Genomic DNA, 20351 nt, shown 5'->3' with positions numbered 1-20351 from the left:
CTAAAGAGGGAGAGAACCAGTTCTCTGCTAATGGCTATTTATATTCGGAGTAATTATATGAAATCTGTGGTAATAAATTCTGGTGGTAATATTTGCATTGAAGAAAAAACAGTACCTCAGATCACATCTGTTGATGATGTGCTGGTAAAAGTCTGCTGTTCTGGGTTATGTGGCTCAGATATTCCTCGGATCTTTCATAATGGTGCTCATTTTTACCCTATTATTCTTGGACATGAATTTAGTGGTATCGTACAGGAAACAGGCTCTTCTGTTAAAGACTTGAAACAGGGCGACCTCGTTTCCTGTATCCCACTCAAGCCTTGTTTTAATTGTCCTGAATGTGAAAGACAATTATGGTCCCAGTGCAAAAACTATCAGTTTATTGGTTCCAGATGTTATGGTGGTAACAGTGAATATACTGTCGTTCCGCGAAATAACCTATTCCTGTTACCTGAAGGTATCACTCCAACCGAAGGCGCATTTTTTGAGCCGGTAACAGTTGGGCTGCATGCAATGAAGCTGGCTGGAGGAGTTGAAGGTAAAGAAGTTATAATTATTGGAGCCGGCACTATTGGACTATTGGCGATGCAGTGTGCCGCAGCGCTAGGCGCGAAGTCAGTAACCGCGATTGATATAAATCCAGAGCGACTTGAACTAGCGAAAAAAATCGGTGCCACATATACATATAATAGCGCAGAAATGTCTGCTGAGATGATTGACAAGGCTCTAAATACACGTCGTTTCTCACAACTGATTCTGGAAACTGCAGGTAATTCGGCGGCAGTTCAATTGGCTATTCATATCGCGGGGCCCCAAGCTCAAATTGCTCTTGTTGGCACTCTCCATAATGACCTGAAGCTTCCCGAAAAAATATTTGGTTTTATTCTGCGTAAGGAACTCCGTATACTTGGCAGTTGGATGAACTATTCTGGTGAGTGGCCTGGTAAAGAGTGGGAACTTGCTACAAAGCTTTTCTTGGATGGAAAAATTGACCTTACTTCAATGATTGCTGTACAGGGAAATATTGATACTTATGTTGATGCTGTGAAGACGCTTAATGGGAATCCAATGAACGGAAAGATAATGCTTGACTTTACAATTTGAAATTGGTGTATCTAAAAGGGAGAGAAAATAGTGTTCGTAACAAGCTCACCCATTAAGGACTTGGGTAGTTAAGTTATCAAAAATCAGCTGCCCAATGAAATGGTGTGCCGCTCCACTTAAGTAAATTGCATTAAGAAGAGGGGGATAGTGAAGGCATGTATTAATAACCTACTGATAAAATTCCCCCTGAAACGCACAAATGGTATGAGCTGCCGGCCGCTAAAAGGGTGACGCCTCCAATTAGTAGAATATGTATTTTTCAATAAAAACGCTCCTATGACTTTTTCGTGAAGCTCACCAGAACGTGAAAAACAGAGTGTTTTGCAGGCCAGCACGCCTGTATAGTATGCGTACCAGAGCCTGCGCTGCCGGGCTTTACTGCCAACGAAGCTCCATTACTCATAAGGTTCGCAGATAAGCGCCACATCAGCATGTGCAACGGGTGAAGACGTTATTCGCTCTGGCGAGAGTTTTTTAAGTTCTGATGACGGTGTTAACGCCAGTTTTCAATGTTCTGGCGGTATTGTGAACCCCGGCACCATTGAACCGAAATGATTCATCCGACAGCGAAATATCGTCGGCATCCACGTCCTTTAGGCGTGGATAATGTCAAAAATGTTATACTAAAAATTAATTTCAAATATCATGGATAAAGTATTAATTCAAAAAGTTGGTTCAAATAAAGGCTTTGAAGAAACATTATGGGATGCAGCAAACCAGCTTCGTGGCAACATAAAATATTCCGAATACAAGCTTGTTGTATTAAGTCTTGTATTTTTAAAACTAATTAGCGATGAGTTTGAAGTACAACGCCAGAAAATGATTACCGCCGGTTTGGATGATTTCCTTGATCTGACCGTTTTCTACCAGCAAGACAATATCTTCTGGTTACCTAAAACCAAAATCTTTTGGCTGCCTGAAAAAGCCCGATGGGGGTTTATTCGGCAACATGCAAAGCGGGATGATATCACCGCGCGTATAGATTCAGCTCTTTCGACTATTGAAAAATGTAACCCGTCCCTGAAAGGGGGACTACCAAACAACTACTTCAGTCGCCAGAACCTCGAGCCCCAAAAAATGACGTCACTGATTGACGCTATCGATAACATCGAACCATTCGAGCATGAAACAGACGTTGAATCGCTGTCGAAAGAAGACTTTTTCGGACGTTTTTATGAATACCTTCTCGGCAGGTTTGCTGCAACTGAAGGCAAAGGCGGGAGGGAGTTCTATACGCCAAAATGCGTGGTAACCCTGTTAACGAAAATGCTCGAACCCTTCCAAGGCAAAATTTATGATCCGTGCTGTGGTTCGGCGGGGATGTTAGTACAGTCGGTTAAGTTTGCCGAGAATCATCAGGAGAAAAGCCAAGATATCTCGCTGTACGGACAGGAACTGAATGACATAACGTATAAACTGGCAAAAATGAATCTCGCCATTCGCGGTCTTTCAGCGAACCTCGGCAAACGCCCAGCAGACACCTTCTTTAGCGACCAGCACCCAGAACTAAAAGCCGACTATATTCTGGCTAACCCGCCCTTCAACCAGAAAGACTGGCGTAACGAATCAGAATTAATTAAAGATCCTCGATTTGATGGTTATCGAATACCGCCTGTCAGTAACGCTAACTACGCTTGGATTCTGCACATGCTTTCTAGACTGTCAGCTAATGGCGTAGCAGGTTTTGTGCTGGCAAACGCGTCGATGAGTTCTAACAACAGTGGCGAAGGTGAAATCCGCGCTCAACTTATCGAGAATGATGTTATCGACTGTATGATAGCCCTCCCCGGTTGGTTGTTTTACACCACACAGATGTCGGTATGTTTATGGTTGATAACGAAATCGAAGGCTGCAGATGAGACTAGAGGTTACCGGTCTCGTCACGGTGAGACACTGTTTATTGATGCGCGTCATCTCGGCACCATGATTCGCCACACAACGAAAGAGTTAGCACCGGAAGATATTGCTACCATCGCCGATACCTACCATGCCTGGCGCAGCTCTCCGAAAGCATTGACAGCACGGATAGCGCGTGGTGATAGTAAATTGGCCAAATATAAAGACCAGACAGGTTTCTGCAAAGTTGCGACCCTACGGGAAATCAGAGATAACGGCTACGACCTAACACCGAGACACTATGTTGTGAAAAATTTGTCTCAGATGTTGTTTGACAGCGTGGCCGTTGAGAAAAAGACGCTGAAAGCATTGTCTGAACAACTGCAGCAGATAAAAGATAGCGTGGCCGTTGAGAAAAAAATGCTGAAAGTATTGTCTGAACAACTGCAGCAGACAAAAGATGGCGTGGCCGTTGAGAAAAAAATGCTGAAAGTATTGTCTGAACAACTGCAGCAGACAAAAGATGGCGTGGCCGTTGAGAAAAAGAAAAATACTCCCCTCCTTTTTGTGCGAGGGCGACAGGCAACTTTCGATGAATTCGATAAAAAACTATTAGAAATTTTTGGGCCGTATTTCAAGGTTGTTCCAGTTAAAAATGCCCAAGATAGGAAGGCTATAATCAACTATCCTGTCAAGATCGGTGTTAGTGCAGAGGGACACAGACTTGCCCGTAAACATGAGAAAGGGGCTAGTGTTGTGCTTGAATTTAAGCTTTCGGCGAAAGCGCCTTTAGCAAAGAATGCTATTTATATTGCCGTGCCTGGTTCTGAAGTTTATAGCCATAGTTTCTGGGAGTCAGTAGAGATTCGCGACCTTGTAAAAAAATATGATTTGATTGTCACTCCTAATAATGCGTCATTTATGGAGATAAATAAGAGAATCAAAAACAAAACAAAAGTAATGGTTTGTGAATCTCCTACTAAAGTTAATTCAAAAGGGTGTACAAGGCTGCTGAGGATTGTTGAGATTTTTAAGAACAACGGGCGTGAAGAGATTCTCAATTCGTTCCTGCGAGTTGGAACAAGCTATAAAGATATGACAAATTATGCAGTTCATCATTCGTATTTCTCTTTTTTTGGCATTTTACGCAGAGGTCTCTTTATAAGGAAAGGCCGCTTAGCATACACGGAGCTTGTTCGACCTAAACTTCTGTCTGGTTTTAAAAAATTTTGTCAGATCTTGCCTATAGCCAACAAGACAGTTGTTTTTCGATCTTTTCAGCAGCACTACACTTGCAATCCAAAATATGTGACGGAAGCTCTGATCCGGAAGTTAAAAGAAAAAAATAAAAATGTAAAAATCATTTGGATTGCAAATAAGAAAAAAGTTAATCTTTCAGACTACCCTGATGAAGTTACTGTCATCCAACAAAACTCATTTGCCGCTTGGTATTATATGTCTAATGCTAAAGTTTTGGTGGACAACAATGTACGAGCTACGATGCCTGTAAAACGGAAGAAACAAATTTATGTTCAAACATGGCACGGTTCCCTGGGCATTAAAAAGTTTACCAATGTTTGGAGTGAATCGGTTTGTACGGCGGCGGACCGTACTACAGATCTTTTGGTTTCGAATTCCAAATTCGAGACTGAAGTTTACCGGGGCAGTGTTTGGCCGACTGCAAGAATTGAAATGTTAGGACACCCTCGCAATGATATATTTTTTGCAGATAGCGAAACAAAAGAAAATATTTGTGCTCGTGTTCGACGTGTTTTAGGGATTCCAGATGACTCTGAGATTATTCTTTACGCTCCTACTTTTAGGGATGAGCATTTGTACGGTACAGCAACGCAGAAAAATAATATCTCGATGTATCTCACACAATTCGACAAGATAATAAATCGGTTTGAAACGAGGTTTGGTAAAAAGTTTGTTGTTATAACCAGAGTTCATTTTCATTTATCTAATCGATTTAACTATTCGAATGGTTCTAAAGTTATTGATGCTGGGAGCTATCCAGATATTCAAGAGCTAATGGTTGCTTCTTTTGCGGGGATTACTGATTATTCAAGTTGGATTTACGACTTTTTGCTTCTAAGACGGCCTGGATTTATTTATGCATCCGACGTCGATTCATATCTTTGTCAACGGGAGCTGTATTTTCCAATTGACTCAACGCCCTTCCCATTTTCGTCGAATGTAGAGGAGCTTTGTGATTCCATTAGCAATTTCGATGAAAACAAGTTCAATGAACTTGTAAATTTATTTATAGAAAATGCAGGGGCTATCGATGATGGGAATGCATCGGATCGAGTTGCAGACTTCATTCTTCAGAATATTAATTAAGCTTATATAAAAAGTAAAACCCCACCTCCTGATAGACTGCACCCCAAAAGTTGGACACCCAACTGATTAAGGTGCAGTTTTTTATGGCAAAGCCAAAAGGTCGGAGCAAGGACATGACAAACCTCAAAAAACACCTCCACTTACCGATGCAGAACTGGAAAAGTTATCTCCCGAAGAACTGCGGGCGGAACTCCGTTACCTTCGCGCAGAGAATGCCTATCTAAAAAAGCTGAAGGCCTTAGTTCAAAGCGAGAAAAACGGCAGAAAGCCCGGATAATCAGTGAGCTAAGGCTTAAGCATGCGCTCGGTGATCTTCTGCGTGCAGCGGGTATGTCTCGCAGTACGTGGTATCACAATATGAATGTCCTGAAGCGAGTGGACAGGCATGCCGGACTGAAAGGCAAGATCAGAGAGATTTATCACTATCACAAAGGGCGTTATGGCTACCGCAGGATCACGCTCTCACTGAGAAAACAGGGAGTGTTGGTAAATCATAAAACAGTGCAGCGGCTGATGGCAGAGCTGTCGCTCCGCTCTGTGATAAGGGTGAAGAAATATCGTTCCTGGAAAGGGGAAGTAGGCAAGGCTGCGCCCAATATCCTGAGCCGGAGTTTCAGTGCATCGAAAGCCAACGAAAAATGGGGGACGGATGGAGCCTGTTTAAGATTCTGTGTAAATGCCTTTTCTCAGAAGTGACCGTCCAGGCGGTCACCGAACTCGATAATAAAGCGGCTCATTGCCATTCGCCAGTCCTTCAACGGCATCCTCCATTTCTGGGACGCAGACTGGATTGCCAGCCACACCACTTTTTTCACCGAGTCGTCTGTCGGGAACACTTTACGCTTTTTGAGCGCATGGCGGATCACGCTGTTTAGCGACTCGATGGCATTCGTCGTATAGATCACTTTGCGGATGTCCGTTGGATAAGCGAAGAACGTGGCAAGATTCGGCCAGTTAGCCTGCCAGCTTCGGCTTATCTGAGGATAGCGACTGTCCCAGGCCGCAGCGAACGCTTCCAGTGCCTGCTGACCTGCCTCTTCCGTGGGAGCCTGATAAATCGCTTTCAGGTCACGAGTGACGGCTTTGTAGTCCTTCCATGACACGAAGCGCAGGCTGTTGCGCACCATATGCACGATGCATAACTGGATGCGGGCCTCCGGATATACTGTGTTGATGGCATCCGGGAAGCCTTTCAGGCCATCCACACAGGCGATGAGGATATCGTTCAGACCGCGGTTTTTCAGTTCAGTCAGCACATTGAGCCAGAACTTCGCCCCTTCATTTTCGGCCAGCCACATACCTGGCAGTTCTTTCTGACCTTCTATATTGATGCCCAGTGCCAGGAACACCGATTTGTTGATGACGCGACTGTCCTGCCGAACTTTCAGGACGATACAGTCAAGATAAACAATGGGGTAAACAGCATCCAGTGGTCGGTTTTGCCATTCTACAACCTGCTCCATCACGGCATCGGTAACCTTTGATATCAGTGCCGGTGAAACATCTGCGTCATACAGTTCTTTGAACGCAGCAGCTATCTCACGGGTAGTCATCCCTTTGGCATACAACGAGAGGATCTGGTTATCCATCCCGGTAATACGGGTCTGATTTTTCTTTACCAGTTGTGGTTCGAAGGTACCGTCACGATCGCGCGGAGTACGCAGTTCCAGTGGACCGTCGCCTGTGATAACGGTCTTTGTGGAATAACCGTTGCGGGAGTTAGCTCCTGGTCTGGACTGATTTTTCTCATACCCAGGATGGTGTGTCATCTCAGCATTGAGAGCGGCTTCAACGCTGAGCTTTTTCAGCAGCCGATCAAACTGACTGAGGTCTTCAGGGGTTTTGAGGTTTTTGGCCAGTTCGTTAGCCAGAGCCTGTAACTGTTTTTCGTCCATAAATTAACCTTCATTTGATGCTGGATTGAACATATCAAAATCAGGCAATTACACAAATCTATGTACAGGCTCTTCTCGATCTGTTTAACAGGGAAATTATCTCTTACAGCCTGTCGGAAAGGCTGGTGTCTGAGCCTTTCTGGTTCAGGCAAGACGCAGGTTCCAGAAATGCGAAGACCCCACTCGTTAATCCATTAACTCGTGAGGTCTGCATGAAGTACCTTAACACTACTGATTGTAGCCTCTTTCTTGCAGCTGTCTCTTGATCAGATCTCCTGATCAAGAGACTTCATCACCAGGTAACCCTCAACCATATCCTGAAGTCTGAACCAGCCATCCCACATAACTACCCAACCGGGGCGGCCTGTGCGTTTGCTGTCATGCCATCGCCCCAGTTTCGCCAGTTTCAGACAGGCCCATTTCAGTGTCGGCGTCTGTGACGGAAGCGGTTTTCCTTCCAGCTTAACCCACAGCAGTTTCCACTCTGTCGGCGTCAGTATTTTCTCACAGCTGTCATTTTGTGTTTCTTCACTGATACCTCCCTGCCGCAGGCCCAGCACCCGTACCGCGATAAACGCCTTGATAACCACCATGCGCTCAAGGTTATCCCGGGTCTGCATTCGCAGCGATTCCACACATGTACCACCACTTTTCCACGCCTTGTGGTATTCCTCTATCAGCCAGCGTCGCTCGTAATGGCTGACGATACGTCGCGCATCGGCGGCACTCGCCACTTTTTCTGACGTCAGCAGATGCCAGCAGGCACCGTCCTCTGCCTGCTCCCGGCAACAGACATACGTGAGCGGGAGCGCCTGGCCGCTGTTGTCGGGATTTTTTATGCTGACTTCGCTGTAACTGATGAACATCCGGGCCTGGCGGGCGGCCCGCCCGCCTTTTTGCATCACATTCAGCGTGTGGCTTCCCGCGGTTGCCAGGACTTCCGGCAGTTCGAAGAGCTTGCCGGGTGCTTCTTCCAGTCGGCGATTCTGTGCAGCACGCACCACGAAGCGCTGTCCGTGGCTGACTTTATAATGCAGGTAATGCCAGATATCCGCTTCCCGGTCACAGACAGTGATTACCCGTTTCTGTATCTCCCCCAGCCGTTCGGCCATACGCTCCGAAGCCTGCTGCCAGTGGTAACTTTCTTTTTCTTCATAGGGACGTTCTTTTCGCTGGTGCTTAACACCGTAGGTGTCCGTGACCCGACTCCAGCGCTGCTGTTCGATAAGACCGACTGGCAGGGCGCTGTCGGGGGCGTACATCAGGACAGAGTGAGCCAGCAGCCCGCGCGTCTTCGGGTTAGTGGTGGTATTCCCCAGGTCATCAGATGCCGTACTGTGGCTGAAGTTAATGGTGGTGGTGTCTTCCAGTGCGAGGAGCAGCGGATGAGCCTCACATGCCCTTACAGTGGCGGTAAATCCGGCTTCGGCAATGGCTTGCGGGGACACAGACGGGTTACGTATCAGGCGGTACGCACCTTCAACCTGAGCAGTGGACTGGGATGATTTCACAATAGAAAGACCTGCATGCTGAGCGAGAGAAGAGGCCAGTGACACAAGGCGTCGTGTACGACGCTGATCGCCGAGACGGGCATGTCCAAACTGCTCGTTAGCCCATGAATAACAATCAGAAAGTACCATAACAGAGCCGAATAAAATGAAATATAAGAGAAGATCAACGGGTGAAGAAAACGTTCAAAAAATGGCTACCGGGGAGGAAGGAAAGTACCGGATGGAAAGAGCCCCCCTAAAGCAGACTGACAGACATCACAAATCCCCGGGGGGGACTTGTGTATAAGAGACAGTTCTTGCAGAGAGGTCAAAGTTTATGACGAAATATGCCCTTATCGGGTTGCTCGCCGTGTGCGCCACGGTGTTGTGTTTTTCACTGATATTCAGGGAACGGTTATGTGAATTGAATATTCACAGGGGAAATACAGTGGTGCAGGTAACTCTGGCCTACGAAGCACGGAAGTAAGCTGCCGGGCGGGGACGGAAGTCCCCGCTTTCCGGAAGTGTGAGGTATTTCAGGGGCAGACACCCGATATACCAGAAACAGCCGGTCCCGCCCGGAGCCGGCACACAAGTTCAGGCATTTCCTGTTTTTCAGTCATTTCATCATCAAAATCACATTAAACGGTCGTAATCAGACATGATTTGTGCGCCAACACAGATCATCGTCACAACTTTCAAGTCGCTGATTAAAAAAAACTGTAGTATCCTCTGCGAAACGATCCCTGTTTGAGAATTGAGGAGGCGAGATGTCGCAGACAGAAAATGTAGTGACTTCCTCATCTGGCGCAAAACGAGCATACAGAAAGGGTAAACCTTTGAGTGAAGCAGAACGACAGAGAGCAGCTTCTGTGCGCAAACGAGCTGTATGTAAAGAGATCAAAGTTTTCGTCAGACCAGAACTGAAAAACTACCTTACCAGTCTGTGCGCAGAGGAAGGGGTAACTCAGGCAGAGTTGATAGAAAGACTTATCGAGAAAGAGGTCTGTTACCGGAATATGATGTGATGGGATCACATTCTTGCTAGTTTTTCCTGTCAGTGCTAGATTACTATCGTTTAAGGAATTTTATGGCTGGCCACACCATAAGGTGGCAGGGAACTGGTTCTGATGTGGATGTACAGGAGCCAGAAAAGCGAAAACCCCGATAATCTTCTTTAACTTTGGCGAGTACAGAAAGATTACCGGGGCCATCTAAAAACCGCATAGCCAACAATTCAGCTATGCGGGGAGTATAGTTATATGCCCGGAAAAGTTCAAGACTTCTTTCTGTGCTCACTCCTTCTGCGCATTGTAAGTGCAGGATGGTGTGACTGATCTTCAACAAACGTATTACCGCCAGGTAAAGAACCCGAATCCGGTGTTTACACCCCGTGAAGGTGCCGGAACGCTGAAGTTTTGCGAAAAACTGATGGAAAAGGCTGTGGGCTTCACCTCCCGTTTTGATTTCGCTATTCATGTGGCGCATGCCCGTTCGCGTGGTCTGCGTCGACGCATGCCACCGGTGCTGCGTCGACGGGCTATTGATGCGCTGCTGCAGGGGCTGTGTTTCCACTATGACCCGCTGGCCAACCGCGTCCAGTGTTCCATCACCACACTGGCCATTGAGTGCGGACTGGCGACAGAGTCCGGTGCAGGAAAACTCTCCATCACCCGGGCCACCCGGGCCCTGACGTTCCTTGCAGAGCTGGGACTGATTACCTACCAGACGGAATATGATCCGCTTATCGGGTGCTACATTCCGACCGATATCACGTTCACACCGACGCTGTTTGCCGCCCTTGATGTGTCTGAGGATGCAGTGGCAGCTGCGCGCCGCAGTCGTGTTGAATGGGAAAACAGACAGCGCAAAAAGCAGGGGCTGGATACCCTGGGTATGGATGAACTGATAGCGAAAGCCTGGCGTTTTGTGCGTGAGCGTTTCCGCAGTTACCAGACAGAGCTTAAGTCCCGGGGAATAAAGCGTGCCCGTGCGCATCGTGATGCGAACAGGGAACGCCAGGATATCATCACCCTGGTGAAACGACAGCTGACGCGTGAAATCTCGGAAGGGCGCTTCACTGCCAATCGTGAGGCGGTAAAACGCGAAGTGGAGCGTCGTGTGAAGGAGCGCATGATTCTGTCACGTAACCGTAATTACAGCCGGCTGGCCACAGCTTCCCCCTGAAAGTGACCTCTTCTGAATAATCCGGCCCGCACCGGAGGCATTCGCACGCCTGAAGCCTGCCAGCGAACAAAAAAGCAGCATATCATACAAAAACAACCTCGCCATTCACCTTCTGGTGCATCCGGTTCCCCCTGTTTTTGATACAAAACACGCCTCACAGACGGGTAATTTTGCTTATCCACATTTAACTGCAAAGGACTTCTTTATAAGGTTACAACCGTTCATGTCATAAAGCGCCAGCCGCCAGCCTTACAGGGTGCAATGTATCTTTTAAACACCTGTTTATATCTCCTTTAAACTACCTAATTACATTCATTTAAAAAGAAAACCTATTCACTGCCTGTCCTGTGGACAGACAGATGTGCACCTCCCACCGCAAGCGGCGGGCCCCGACCGGAGCTGATTTAGTTACAACATTCAGACATAACACCGGAAAAACCCCGGTTCCGCGCAGAACTGAAACCACAAAGCCCCTCTTCATAACTGAAAAGCGGCCCCGCCCCGGCCCTTCAGGCCGGAACAGAGTCGCTTTTAATTATGAATGTTGTAACTACACAACATCATCGCTGCCAGTCTTCTGGCTGGAAGTACTCAGTACACGCTCGTAAGCGGCCCTGACGGCCCGCTAACGCGGAGATACGCCCCGACTTCGGGTAAACCCTTGTCGGGACCACTCCGACCGCGCACAAAAGCTTTCTCATGGCTGAAAGCGGGTATGGTCTGGCAGGGCTGGGGATGGGTAAGGTGAAATCTATCAATCAGTACCGGCTTACGCCGGGCTTCGGCGGTTTTACTCCGGTATCACATGTAACCACAGCGTGCCGCCTTCCATGCCGTTTACACGGCATACAGTGCATTGTGCTCATCTGATAAAAGGAAAATACCCTTCTGGATAATTCGGTTTTATTAATACTGGTGATATTTCCATCAGGATAGAAAATCACATAACTTGTATTCTTGTTTAATAAGCAGAGATGTTTATCTGTGTATTTTCGTATATGCAGGTACCCACTTATCCGGGGCTGAGAGTTGGAATTGCCTGTAATCCAACGCCGGAAATCTGACAATGCTCGGTCTGTTCAAACTGGTCAGGTTTCCGGCAACTATCCTCATGCTGGAATCATGACGTTTCACCCCATCCTGAACGCCTCCGTTGATTGATGTACATAAAATATCATCAGTTTACCTTCTATGATTTTTAATCATAAGTATCCTGCTTTAGCTCTCAGCTACATTAGTAAAAAATAGTTCGTAAGTGTTTACCGGTGGTGGATGAGTGCTATGACTAAGTGTATCAACCCAGTTGGTGGGCCTGTCCGGTAGAACTCTCAGAACATGGTGCAGACAACGCTTTCTGTGCAACACCGTTCAGACAGCACGCAGGTCTCCTTCCGTATGGTTATTATCCGTTTCTGCCAGATCGTCCTCACTGTAATAACTGAGAGCGTCCCTCTGATTCAGTACATAGCCGCACACTTTTTTCAGTCTGAAGCATGGTGTTCAGGATGTTTTTTTGCAGAAGCAACGCGTATTAATGCTGGCTAGTGCTTATATATGCGCAAATTAATTTTTGTGTGATGCACCTTGTGATTTTTTATAACCATTTGTTTTTAAAAGAATTAATGTTAAATAATGCTTTATAATTTTTTTGTTGGAGGGGGGGGGGGTAATATTCGCCGCAAGAAATGATGCCCCCCCCTGGAGGTGTTTTTATTTTTTCGCGTTTTATTTGCTTCTTCTTTATCGCCTGTACATGGCTCCTGGCTTTTACAGAGGCGGCGGAAGGGAGACAAAAAACAATATTTTCTATGGATGTTGTGGCTTCGGCCTGTCATGTGGTGGTGGATGCGGACAGTTCCGGTAACAGTGTTCGGCTGACATTCGGCACTTATCGCAAGTCCACGGGGGGCTCTGTAGCGCCACGTTATTTCACTGTGCGTCTGTATGAGTCCGGCGCCACGGTTCAGGGCTGCTCTGCCTTTAAGGCCGGGCAGGTCGCCACCCTGGATTTTGGTAACCCGGGTCAGCTTGACGCAGAAGGCGTGGTCACCCGCGGTGCTGGTGAGGGTATTCGCGTGGATGTGCGGGCGGTGGATACACAGGCTGATTATCGCGGACGTCTGACGTTGGACAGACATTCGGTGAATTATCCGGTGGAGTTTGCTGCTAAGGGGCAGTTCCGTTTTCGTGCGCAGCCGGTGTTTCCGGCGAACGTGAAGGCGGGGGAATACTCGGGGGCACTGACCTTTGTGGTCACGTATCAGTAACGGAGAAAAGGATTGTGTGTGCAGGCGTATAAGGCAGCCGCTGAATCAATTTTGTTCGTATTTTTCCGGGCTGTATTCGCACTTGCCGTATCAGCTGCTTTTGCCAGTGCCACAGGTATTGCAGGTGAAAAACTGGATATGTCCTTTATCCAGGGCGGTGCCGGGGTTAATCCGGATGTCTGGACAGCCCTGAACGGCAGCTATGCGCCGGGGCGTTATCTGGTTGACCTGTCCCTGAACGGGAAGGAGGCCGGGAAACATATACTGGATGTGACACCACAGGACAGTAATGAACTGTGTCTGACAGAGGCATGGCTGACGAAGGCCGGGATTTACGTCAGTGCAGATTACTTTCGTGAGGGGTATGACGCCACACGAAAGTGCTATGTGCTGACAAAAGCCCCGTCAGTGAAGGTGGATTTTGATGTTTCCACCCAGAGTCTGGCGCTGTCCATTCCCCAGAAGGGGCTGGTGAAGATGCCGGAGAATGTGGACTGGGATTACGGGACCAGTGCATTTCGCGTGAACTATAACGCGAACGCCAACACCGGCCGTAATAACACTTCGGCCTTTGGTTCTGCGGACCTGAAAGCCAATATCGGGCGCTGGGTGGTGAGTTCTTCTGCCACGGCCAGTGGCGGTGACAGCGGGGATAGCTCTGCCACAATAAACATGTTTACGGCCACCCGGGCCATCCGCGCACTGAGTGCGGACCTGGCGGTCGGGAAAACATCCACCGGGGACAGTCTGCTGGGCAGCACGGGAACGTACGGCGTGTCGCTGAGCCGGAACAACAGCATGAAGCCGGGCAATCTGGGGTATACCCCGGTTTTCAGCGGCATTGCGGACGGGCCGTCGAGGGTGACACTGACGCAGAACGGACGGTTGCTGCATTCGGAGATGGTGCCGGCAGGTCCGTTCGCCATCACGGATGTGCCGCTGTACACCAGTGGGGATGTGAAGATGACGGTGACTGGCGAGGATGGCCGGGAACATGTGCAGAACTTCCCGCTGTCGGTGATGGCCGGGCAGTTAAGCCCCGGGCAGCACGAGTTCAGTGTGGCAGCCGGTTTGCCTGACGATGACAGTGACCTGAAAGGCGGTGTGTTTGCGGCGTCATACGGTTACGGTCTGGACGGGCTGACGCTGCGCACCGGCGGGGTGTTTAACCAGGACTGGCAGGGCGTCAGCGCCGGGGCTGTTCTGGGGCTGAGTTACCTGGGGGCGGTGTCTGCTGACGGCGTTTATGCCACGGCAAAATACCGTGACGGCAGCCGCAGCGGAAATAAGGTGCAGTTATCCTGGGGTAAACAACTGGAGATGACGAACACCGGACTGCGGGTGAGCTGGTCACGGCAGAGTGAGGAATATGAGGACATGTCCTCCTTTGACCCGACAACGCTGTGGGGGCGGGAGAAGCACGGCCGCCGGACGAAGGAGGAATGGAATGCCGGTGTCAGTCAGCCGGTGGGCGGGCTGTTCAGCCTGTCGGTGTCCGGCTGGCAGCGGAGCTATTACCCCGCATCCATGACCGGGAGTTACCGGTACAGCGATGACAACGGTAAGGACACGGGGATTACCGGCACCCTGAGCACACAGATTAAGGGCGTCAGTCTTAACCTGGGCTGGTCCGGTTCACGGAACACCCGGGGAGAAAACAACTGGTCGGCATCGGCGTCAGTGTCGGTACCGTTCACACTGTTTGACCGTCGTTACAGCAGCAGTACGTCGGTGAGCACCAGCAAAGGCGGTGGTACGGGCGTCAGCACCGGCGTGTCCGGCTCGCTGAATGACCGTTTCAGCTATGGCCTGGGCGGTGGTCGTGACAGCAGTGGCGGTGTGAGCAGTTATCTGAACGCGTCGTACAGTGGTGACCGGGCTTATCTGAATGGTGCCCTGAACCACTCGCAGTCCGGCGGAACCAGTGGTTCTGTCTCGGGCAGCGGTTCGGTACTGGCCGTTCCGGCGGCGAAAGACATTATGTTCAGCCGCACGACCGGGGATACCGTGGCCGTGGTGAACGTGAAGGATACCCCCGGAGTGAAGGTGACGTCCGGTGACGGACAGACTGACAGCGACGGCAACCTGGTGGTCCCGCTGAACAGCTATGACTGGAACACGGTGACGATTGATGCGGGCACACTGCCGCTGAGCACCGAACTGACGAACTCCAGTCAGAAGGTGGTGCCGACGGACAAGGCGGTGGTGTGGATGCCGTTTGATGCCCTGAAAGTTAAGCGTTACCTGCTGCAGGTGAAGCAGCGTAACGGTGAGTTTGTACCAGGTGGAACCTGGGCGCGGGACAGTAAGAACACGCCACTGGGCTTTGTGGCCAACAATGGTGTGCTGATGATTAACGCGGTGGATGCGCCGGGTGATATCACCCTGGGGCAGTGCCGGATACCTGCGGCGAAACTGCAGGATACTGAGAAACTACAGGAGATTACGTGTGAGTAAGCGTAACGCAGTAACGACGTTTTTCACCAACCGGGTGACGAAAGCGCTGGGGATGACACTGGCGCTGATGATGACCTGTCAGAGTGCGATGGCTTCCCTGGCGGCAGACCAGACCCGCTATATCTTTCGCGGGGACAAGGATGCGCTGACCATCACGGTCACCAACAATGATAAGGCGCGCACCTTTGGTGGTCAGGCCTGGGTGGACAATATCGTGGAGAAGGACACCCGTCCGACCTTTGTGGTGACGCCGTCCTTCTTCAAGGTGAAACCGAATGGTCAGCAGACACTGCGTATCATCATGGCCTCGGACCATCTGCCGAAGGATAAAGAGTCAGTGTACTGGCTGAACCTGCAGGATATTCCGCCGGCTCTGGAGGGCAGTGGTATTGCGGTGGCGCTGCGCACGAAGCTGAAACTGTTCTACCGACCGAAGGCACTGCTTGAAGGCCGCAAGGGGGCAGAAGAAGGCATCAGCCTGCAGAGCCGCCCGGATGGCAGAACCATGCTGGTGAACACTACGCCATACATTTTTGCGATTGGCAGCCTGCTGGACGGAAACGGAAAGAAAATTGCCACGGATAACGAAACAGCTCAGAAACTGCTGATGTTTATGCCGGGTGATGAAGTACAGGTGAAGGGAAATGTGGTGAAAGTGGACTCCCTGAATGACTGGGGAAGCCTGCAGACCTGGACAATTAATAAGAAGAAACCGACAGCACCGGAAGCAGCAAAAACTGAGACAGCAGATACCGCAGAGCAGAAATAACCGCCCTCCGGAACACGGAACAGAGGGGTAATAAATGAAGAAAACAATGATGGCAGTCGCCCTGGCCCTGAGTGCACTCAGTATTCAGTCAGCACTGGCCGCTGAATACAGCGAGAAAACGCAGTATCTGGGTGTGGTTAATGGTCTGGTGTCAGGCAACAGCGTGGTGAAGGTGACCCGTACACCGACAGACCCGGTGCTGTACCGCTCAGGCAGTAACAGCCCGTTACCTGCAGAGCTGATAATCCGGCATGCAGAAAGCCGCCCGGCCTCCGGCGGACTGGCAAACATCACGGTGAAACAGACTCTGCCGGATAACGGGGAAGCCCGTATCACCCTGAAGACGGCCCTGATGGTTGACGGAAAGAAAGTGGCACTCAGCGCCAGACAGCAGGGTGAGGATGTGGTGATAACCGTGCCGGAGGCACAGAAACTGGTTGAGTTAAGAACGGATGCACCGGCAGAGCTGGAAGTCCCGGTCAGTTACCGGGGAAATCTGCAGATAGCGCTGCAGGTGGAAGACTGAGGATTCATCTCCGACAACAGATGCAATACATCCGTGACTCCGGAACGGGTCATATTGGTAAAGGGATTTACCGTATTTTTAAACGGGAATAACGTAAAGCTATTCTGAGTTAAACACAGTGTTTAATGAAATGCGGTTATTTAAATGAATCCGCAGGGGATGGTTTTGCGGTAATTCCGGAAAAATAAGGATTACCGATTTCAGTTTATTATTTATGAAATATCAAGGAATTTATTTTATGAAAAAGACACTGATTGCACTGGCTGTGGCTGCCTCTGCTGTAGTATCCGGATCTGCTATGGCTTGGAATCCTGGAGGAAGTGGGGGGACTTTGAACCTTGGAGGAGAGTTGGCTATTGCCGGAGAAAAACTTCCGTGGGATGTGGCAGTTGGAGCAGGTGTAAAAGATCTGAATGCAATGCTTGAAAAAGGCGCTAAATCGGCGACTATTGCGTTAAAGAAAGATATCCCCGTGCTTGGCCTTCGGCTTAAGGGAGATACATTTTACGGTAAACAGGGGCTGAGTCCTAATATCGACTATGGAAAAGCTATTAACGTGGATAATATATCGAATGGTGCAGTTGACACTCAGTTAGATGTTAAATCTGAACATGGGGATGTTATTGGTACTATGACCGTACCGTTATGGATTGCTGCAGAAAGTATGGACATTACCGTTGCTCAGGGTCGTGCAGGAGAGACGATTACCGACTTAGACCGCGTCATGCCTTTTGCAAATACAAAAGGAGATTTGTTCTATGGCGGTGTTGCTAAAAATGCTAAAGGGGTATGGAATGATAAAGAGGCCCATAACTTTATGAAGAGGGTTTTCTCAGATATTGACGCACACTGGAAAGATTTCGGTCGTGACTTGAAGACTCCGCATGTAGTGAAACCAGTTGAAAATAATCACAGATACAATGGGATGTATGCGTCAGCTTTTCCATCTGGTAAAAATATAGTAATTAAACTGAACAGCCCGCTACAAACGAGCACTGTTTGGCAAGCCTCTATGCCGATTACTATTTCTTATTTATAAGTTAGTGAACACTTTGTGTTGATGCAAACTGTTTTCTGACTGAGTTACCTCCTCTGGGTGAAATACTTGGAGGAGGTTAATACAATAACATACATTATTTGCTGTTAATGTGTTGTGTATATATGAATTTTTATATAAGAAGATAAATTAAGAAAGTAATGAATAATTATAAACTCCTTATCTTTGCCATTATTTCGGTGGCCCTGTTTTATTCGGCAGCACCACATGCAGATATTCTTGATGGTGGCGAAATTCAGTTTAATGGTTTTGTCACTGACGAAGCTCCTAAATGGACCTGGCAGATAAGTTCGCGGGACCAGACCTGGGCTGTGGATACTGCTGATGCACGTACAGAGAACGGACAGCTTGTTTTTGATTTACGTGATAAAGGGGCTATGCCGTTTCTGGAGGGATATCTGCATGAGGTGGCAGAGCGCGGTGGTCCCGGGTTTACTCCGTTTATTACTTTCAGCAGCAATGGACAACCTTTTACTGTGCAGGAAGGCTGTGGCACTACGGCGCAACGTTTTCGCGCCTCTGTCCCGGTACGTGATCCGGAAACGGGAAACGTGTCGGGACAGCTTTCTTTCACCCTGAATCAGGGGATGGCAGTCAGCGCAGGCAGACAGGAAGACGGGGCATCCGTACCGGCCGGGATGTCGCTGGTCAGAGGACAGAGCGTGACGGATGTACATGCGGGAAGCCTGCCACAGGGGCTGAAAGCCCGACTCTCTTCTCTGTTACTGATGAATCAGAATTTTGGCAATGGCATGAGTGCCGCAGACAATGGTCAGGTCATCTCTCAGGGGATACTGGCTGACGGTCGGGTGATGAATCTGGCTGCGGCATATGCCTCTGTAGTGTCGGATTTTGAACTGCGGTTGCCGGCGGAGGGTACACCTGCAGCATGGCAGGCAGGGCTGAATGTGACGGTCACGGTACAGTGATGGTTGCAGGGATATAAGGAGAGAAGAGAAGTGAAAAAGGTGACGTTGTTTCTGTTTGCTGCCAGCCTCCTGCCTTCCTGTGTACTGGCCTGGAACACGCCGGGAGAAGATTTCAGCGGAGAGCTTAAGCTGGAAGGCCCGGTGACCAGCACCCGTAATCCGTGGGTATGGAAAGTCGGACAGGGAAATGAAGGTCTGGAGGTTAAACAGAGCCGCGGTGTTCGTGACGGTGAGCAGGCAATTCCGGTCGCACTGCCGGCGATGACCGTTTTACTGGGAAAAACCACCCTGACCACACCGGCAGGACGTGAGGGGCTTTCTCCCCGGGTCAGTTACGGAAAGGGTACTGAGGGATTTTCGCTTGAATGGACAGCACCAGGCGTGGCGGAGGTGACGCTGCCTGTCACCGGAGATAATAACGTCCGGGCAGGCACATTTGTTTTCAGAATGCAGGCTGCGGGGGTGTTGCGCCATGTGAAGGACGGACAGCCGGCGTATGCCGGTGTGTATGACGACCTGAATGTGAATGGCCTGCCTGGTGAAAGCGCAGCCATGAAGACTTCTGATATACCGGGGGTTCTGCAGAAGATGTTCAGTGGCGAAGGCCCCGGCTGGCTGCAGACAATGACCATCAGTGGTTATTCGGGAGTGAGTCATTTCAGTGATGCCTCCCTGCGTCAGGTTGAAGGTGCGTATGGTGCACAGACTGTGGCAGGCAGTGGTGAATTACGTCTGAACGGCATGATGCCGGAACGCTGGCGGGTATCACTGCCGGTAAGTATTGAGTACCAGTAAGCAGGAGGACGGTCCGGTGCTGAATATTATTCATCGTCTGAAGTCCGGTATGTTTCCGGCTCTGTTTTTTCTGACTTCAGCCAGTGTGCTGGAGCAACCCCTGACTATTCCGCCGGACCACTGGCAGGATTTTTATATTCTTGGCGGACATACCACATCGTTGACAACCTCCCGTCCTGGGCTGCAGCCGTCGGTGACATTGCTTCAGGTGACACCGGAGACAGAACGGCAGGTGAAGAGCCAGTTATGGCAGGTGAACGGTTATGAATGGACTCCGGACTATGCCGGCTCAACGGCACGTTATGATGCGTTTATTTCGGGGGCAGAATCGCTGTTGTCACAGGATAATGGCAGACAGCATATTGCCGGTGCCTGGGTGACATTCCTGAGTGATGTGCGGGTGAATTTCCCCGGTGCAGAGGAGCCGGTAAAACGCTGGCAGGGTAATCTGACGCCGGTGGTGGTGTATTTCTGATGAGAGGAAAACGAAGAATCATGATTCCGGGAAGGTGGATAGCGGGGGCTTATGCTGCCCTGATATTCCTGATGTTGTCGTTACTGTTTTTCTGTTTCTGGCTGATATGAACAGAAAAACAAAAGATTCGCAATCACTTTGTCACTCCAGGCATCTTATTTTTTTCTGGTATTGCGGTGGAACTGAGATAATCTATTACATCACCACACTAATGGTAT

17 protein-coding genes and 3 pseudogenes are annotated in these 20351 nt (G+C 49.3%); 16 read left to right on the top strand and 4 right to left on the bottom strand.

Going from position 1 to position 20351, the window contains the following annotated elements:
* The first annotated feature begins 57 nt into the window (after positions 1 to 57).
* Complete coding sequence (locus tag A1SC_RS12055) at positions 58 to 1104, top strand: zinc-binding dehydrogenase (RefSeq protein ID WP_016247927.1); 1047 nt, start codon at positions 58 to 60, stop codon at positions 1102 to 1104.
* 240 nt (positions 1105 to 1344) lie between these two features.
* Here the strand turns inward: A1SC_RS12055 and A1SC_RS25095 are convergent.
* Positions 1345 to 1650, bottom strand: a pseudogene (locus A1SC_RS25095) (IS1 family transposase); the annotation flags it as partial.
* Positions 1651 to 1749: 99 nt separating this feature from the next.
* Between A1SC_RS25095 and A1SC_RS25850 the strand changes: the two are divergent.
* The 3 genes and pseudogenes from A1SC_RS25850 to A1SC_RS24580 all read left to right on the top strand — a co-directional run.
* A pseudogene (locus A1SC_RS25850) lies at positions 1750 to 3387 on the top strand (N-6 DNA methylase); the annotation flags it as partial.
* Positions 3361 to 5286, top strand: coding sequence for a CDP-glycerol glycerophosphotransferase family protein (locus tag A1SC_RS26035; protein ID WP_316241415.1), 1926 nt, complete (start codon positions 3361 to 3363; stop codon positions 5284 to 5286). The pseudogene A1SC_RS25850 and the gene A1SC_RS26035, both read left to right, overlap by 27 nt.
* A gap of 118 nt (positions 5287 to 5404) precedes the next feature.
* Positions 5405 to 5937, top strand: a pseudogene (locus A1SC_RS24580) (IS3 family transposase); the annotation flags it as partial.
* Positions 5938 to 5972: 35 nt separating this feature from the next.
* Here A1SC_RS24580 and A1SC_RS12060 read toward each other — a convergent pair.
* Together A1SC_RS12060 and A1SC_RS12065 are read right to left on the bottom strand one after the other, a co-directional pair.
* Positions 5973 to 7181 carry an IS256-like element IS1414 family transposase gene (locus tag A1SC_RS12060; RefSeq protein ID WP_016262330.1) on the bottom strand — a complete coding sequence of 403 codons (1209 nt, stop codon included), beginning with the start codon at positions 7179 to 7181 and terminating at the stop codon, positions 5973 to 5975.
* Between the two features lie 266 nt (positions 7182 to 7447).
* Positions 7448 to 8821 (bottom strand): IS4-like element ISEc13 family transposase, encoded by a 1374-nt coding sequence (locus A1SC_RS12065; RefSeq protein WP_016262329.1) that lies wholly within the window; start codon positions 8819 to 8821, stop codon positions 7448 to 7450.
* Positions 8822 to 9008: 187 nt separating this feature from the next.
* Here A1SC_RS12065 and A1SC_RS22875 point away from each other — a divergent pair, with 187 nt between their 5' ends.
* Together A1SC_RS22875 and A1SC_RS12070 are read left to right on the top strand one after the other, a co-directional pair.
* Positions 9009 to 9158, top strand: a complete 150-nt coding sequence (locus tag A1SC_RS22875) for a Hok/Gef family protein (RefSeq protein WP_001312851.1) — start codon at positions 9009 to 9011, stop codon at positions 9156 to 9158.
* Positions 9159 to 9441: 283 nt separating this feature from the next.
* The gene (locus A1SC_RS12070) at positions 9442 to 9699 is read left to right on the top strand and encodes a replication regulatory protein RepA (RefSeq protein WP_016262328.1); all 258 of its coding nucleotides are present in this window, start codon (positions 9442 to 9444) and stop codon (positions 9697 to 9699) included.
* A gap of 60 nt (positions 9700 to 9759) precedes the next feature.
* On the opposite strand, the gene A1SC_RS26030 is transcribed toward A1SC_RS12070, so the two are convergent.
* A complete protein-coding gene (locus tag A1SC_RS26030) occupies positions 9760 to 9885 on the bottom strand; it encodes a replication protein RepA (RefSeq protein WP_072024155.1) in 126 nt (41 codons plus the stop codon).
* Positions 9886 to 9933: 48 nt separating this feature from the next.
* Here A1SC_RS26030 and tap point away from each other — a divergent pair, with 48 nt between their 5' ends.
* From tap to A1SC_RS12110, 10 genes are all read left to right on the top strand, one after another.
* The gene (gene tap / locus A1SC_RS0121795) at positions 9934 to 10008 is read left to right on the top strand and encodes a RepA leader peptide Tap (RefSeq protein WP_001365705.1); all 75 of its coding nucleotides are present in this window, start codon (positions 9934 to 9936) and stop codon (positions 10006 to 10008) included.
* The gene (repA, locus tag A1SC_RS12075; RefSeq protein WP_016262327.1) at positions 10001 to 10858 is read left to right on the top strand and encodes an incFII family plasmid replication initiator RepA; all 858 of its coding nucleotides are present in this window, start codon (positions 10001 to 10003) and stop codon (positions 10856 to 10858) included. Before tap ends, repA begins: the two co-directional genes overlap by 8 nt.
* A gap of 1742 nt (positions 10859 to 12600) precedes the next feature.
* Positions 12601 to 13125: a fimbrial protein gene (locus tag A1SC_RS0121785; protein ID WP_050571716.1), complete on the top strand. Its 525-nt coding sequence runs from the start codon at positions 12601 to 12603 to the stop codon at positions 13123 to 13125.
* Between the two features lie 18 nt (positions 13126 to 13143).
* A complete protein-coding gene (gene faeD / locus A1SC_RS12080) occupies positions 13144 to 15582 on the top strand; it encodes a F4 (K88) fimbrial usher FaeD (protein ID WP_016262325.1) in 2439 nt (812 codons plus the stop codon).
* The gene (faeE, locus tag A1SC_RS12085; RefSeq protein ID WP_016262324.1) at positions 15575 to 16351 is read left to right on the top strand and encodes a F4 (K88) fimbrial chaperone FaeE; all 777 of its coding nucleotides are present in this window, start codon (positions 15575 to 15577) and stop codon (positions 16349 to 16351) included. The genes faeD and faeE overlap by 8 nt, the downstream gene beginning before the upstream one ends.
* Before the next feature lie 34 nt (positions 16352 to 16385).
* Positions 16386 to 16877 carry a F4 (K88) fimbria minor subunit FaeF gene (faeF, locus tag A1SC_RS12090; protein WP_016262323.1) on the top strand — a complete coding sequence of 164 codons (492 nt, stop codon included), beginning with the start codon at positions 16386 to 16388 and terminating at the stop codon, positions 16875 to 16877.
* 238 nt (positions 16878 to 17115) lie between these two features.
* On the top strand, positions 17116 to 17916 hold the full coding sequence (locus A1SC_RS12095) for a F4 family fimbrial subunit (RefSeq protein WP_016262322.1): 801 nt from the start codon (positions 17116 to 17118) through the stop codon (positions 17914 to 17916).
* Between the two features lie 158 nt (positions 17917 to 18074).
* Entirely contained in the window at positions 18075 to 18863 is a 789-nt protein-coding gene (gene faeH, locus A1SC_RS12100) for a F4 (K88) fimbria minor subunit FaeH (RefSeq protein ID WP_016262321.1), read from the top strand.
* A gap of 30 nt (positions 18864 to 18893) precedes the next feature.
* Entirely contained in the window at positions 18894 to 19658 is a 765-nt protein-coding gene (gene faeI / locus A1SC_RS12105) for a F4 (K88) fimbria minor subunit FaeI (RefSeq protein WP_016262320.1), read from the top strand.
* Positions 19659 to 19674: 16 nt separating this feature from the next.
* Positions 19675 to 20133: a hypothetical protein gene (locus A1SC_RS12110; protein WP_016262319.1), complete on the top strand. Its 459-nt coding sequence runs from the start codon at positions 19675 to 19677 to the stop codon at positions 20131 to 20133.
* Positions 20134 to 20351 lie beyond the last annotated feature (218 nt).

Origin of the sequence: Escherichia sp. KTE52, assembly GCF_000408325.1 — a bacterium.
GTDB lineage: Bacteria > Pseudomonadota > Gammaproteobacteria > Enterobacterales > Enterobacteriaceae > Escherichia > Escherichia marmotae.
Note: the sequence above shows the minus strand (reverse complement) of the source record. Positions and strands in the feature narration are given on the sequence as shown.

Excerpts from the sequence above, each read along its gene's own strand:
- A1SC_RS12055 (WP_016247927.1), top strand. The coding sequence starts at position 58 with ATGAAATCTGTGGTAATAAATTCTGGTGGTAATATTTGCATTGAAGAA.
- A1SC_RS26035 (WP_316241415.1), top strand. The coding sequence starts at position 3,361 with ATGCTGAAAGTATTGTCTGAACAACTGCAGCAGACAAAAGATGGCGTG.
- A1SC_RS12060 (WP_016262330.1), bottom strand. The coding sequence starts at position 7,181 with ATGGACGAAAAACAGTTACAGGCTCTGGCTAACGAACTGGCCAAAAAC.
- A1SC_RS12065 (WP_016262329.1), bottom strand. The coding sequence starts at position 8,821 with ATGGTACTTTCTGATTGTTATTCATGGGCTAACGAGCAGTTTGGACAT.
- A1SC_RS22875 (WP_001312851.1), top strand. The coding sequence starts at position 9,009 with ATGACGAAATATGCCCTTATCGGGTTGCTCGCCGTGTGCGCCACGGTG.
- A1SC_RS12070 (WP_016262328.1), top strand. The coding sequence starts at position 9,442 with ATGTCGCAGACAGAAAATGTAGTGACTTCCTCATCTGGCGCAAAACGA.
- A1SC_RS26030 (WP_072024155.1), bottom strand. The coding sequence starts at position 9,885 with ATGGCCCCGGTAATCTTTCTGTACTCGCCAAAGTTAAAGAAGATTATC.
- faeF (WP_016262323.1), top strand. The coding sequence starts at position 16,386 with ATGAAGAAAACAATGATGGCAGTCGCCCTGGCCCTGAGTGCACTCAGT.
- A1SC_RS12095 (WP_016262322.1), top strand. The coding sequence starts at position 17,116 with ATGAAAAAGACACTGATTGCACTGGCTGTGGCTGCCTCTGCTGTAGTA.
- faeH (WP_016262321.1), top strand. The coding sequence starts at position 18,075 with ATGAATAATTATAAACTCCTTATCTTTGCCATTATTTCGGTGGCCCTG.